The 1,810-nt window shown below is 71.2% G+C and carries 1 protein-coding gene and 1 pseudogene; one reads left to right on the forward strand and one right to left on the reverse strand.

What is annotated here, in order from left to right; translation table 11 throughout:
• The first annotated feature begins 395 nt into the window (after positions 1 to 395).
• Complete coding sequence (locus ACXN5W_RS30270; RefSeq protein WP_473161803.1) at positions 396 to 1,313, forward strand: LuxR C-terminal-related transcriptional regulator; 918 nt, start codon at positions 396 to 398, stop codon at positions 1,311 to 1,313.
• 67 nt (positions 1,314 to 1,380) lie between these two features.
• Here the strand turns inward: ACXN5W_RS30270 and ACXN5W_RS30275 are convergent.
• Positions 1,381 to 1,810: pseudogene (locus tag ACXN5W_RS30275) on the reverse strand (glycogen debranching N-terminal domain-containing protein); the annotation flags it as partial.

Raw genomic sequence — 1,810 nt, forward strand, 5'->3', positions numbered from 1 at the left:
TCCTCGGTTTCTCGCGCCGGCTGTTGGCATACACGCCCGTCCCCTTTCACGCTCCCGCTTCCCCCCCCACCCCCTCCCTCCCCCCCCCCCCCCCCCCCCCCCCCCCCCCCCCACGACGGGCGGCTGAATTTCCGCAGTCGAACAAACCCGATGCGTTCCGGCAAACCCGTTTCGACGCACGGGTTGCCGTTTGCCCCGGACGCCCGATCCATATCCGCTGTGACCAGCGCCTTTCGCCTTCCGAGGCGGAAACCAGGACCTTGCGCCGATGCCGGAAGTAGGGCTTTGCGTCGATGTCGAATTCAATTAGTGTGATCCACGCAGCGACCAATGTGGAGGGTCTCGTGCTCGAACGGCTGGGAGTGTCGGCGACAGCCGAAGCCGTCTACTGGGCCATGCTGGATCACCCGAACTGGGACATCGACGAACTCGTCGCCGGCCTCGACATCACCGAGACGGCCGTACACGACGCGCTGTCCGCCCTGGCCGACCGGGCACTCATCCTGCCCTCCCGCAGCCGCCCCGGATTCCTGCACGCGGTCAGCCCGCAGATCGGCCTGATCACGCTGCTGGACCAGGCCGAGCAACGGATGCTCGCCCAGCAGGCGGAGATCCGGGCGACCCGGGCCACGATCCTGGCCCGCGTCGCCAGCCGGGACACCCGGCACGAGCGCGAGGAGGTGGTCCGGCTGGAGGGCATCGACATGGTCCGGGACCGCCTGGCCGAGCACGTCAACACGGCTTCGGAGAGCTTCATGACGCTGACCGCCAAGGCGATGCCGGCGGCGGCCATCGAGACCGGCACGACGCTGAGCCGGGCCGCCCTGTCCCGGGGTCTCACGATCCGGCACATCTACCAGGAGAGCGTGCTGCGCGACGCCGCCTCCCGCGCCTACGCCGAATCGATGGCCGGGTACGGGGAGGAGAGCCGGGTGGTGCCGGAGGCGCCCATCCGGATGACCCTCGTCGACCAGCGGTTCGCGCTCCTGCCGATCGAGCCGAGTTCCGGGCGTGGGGCCCTGGAGATCCGCGGCAGGGGCATGGTCGCCGCGCTGTGCCTGCTGTTCGACCTGATGTGGGAGAGCGGTCGGCCGCTCGCCACCTGCCCGGCGGGCGACGGCGACGAGTTGGGCAGCCAGGCGACCGCGGTGCTCCGGCTGCTCCGCCGGGGACGCACCGACGAGGCCATCGGCCGGCAACTGGGCCTCTCCGAGCGCACGGTCCGCCGTACCGTGTCCGAACTGATGAAACGGCTCGACGCGGAGAGCCGCTTCCAGGCCGGCGCGGAGGCCGCGCTCCGCGGCTGGGTCTGACCGCGCCCGACCCGCCGCCGCACCGGTTCCGCGCCGGCCGGTTCAGTTCCCGGACCCGGGTGTCGGCTCAGCTCCCGGAACGGGCGGTCCCGACGACGTCGATCCGACCCCACCGGCCCGGCACGTCGAGCAGTTCGATCCGGCCGAACCGGGCGGGCAACGCGGGCGCCGAGGTGAGGTCGTCCCCGTACGGCTCCAAGCCGAGGATCGCGCGCAGCAGCAGCAGCGGGGCGGCGGTGGACCATGCCTGCGGGCTGTTGGCCGCTGGGTACCGGATCGGGCTCTTCGTCTGACCGCGGTCGAACCCGCCGAACGCCTCGGGAAGCTGGCCGTCGAAGAACGCGGCCGCCTCGAACATGCTCTCCGCGATGATCCCCGCCTCGTGCGTGTAGCCGTAGCGGCGTAGGCCCCAGGCGATGATGGAGTTGTCGAAGGGCCAGACGGTGCCGACGTGGTAGCCGAGGGGGTTGTAGCGGCCTTCGCCTTTGGCGAGGGTG

The sequence above is a fragment of the Plantactinospora sp. A48 genome (genome assembly GCF_055793945.1).

What these genes read in the sequence shown, in the direction of transcription:
- ACXN5W_RS30270 (WP_473161803.1), top strand. Translation starts at nt 396, where the DNA reads ATGCTGGATCACCCGAACTGGGACATCGACGAACTCGTCGCCGGCCTC.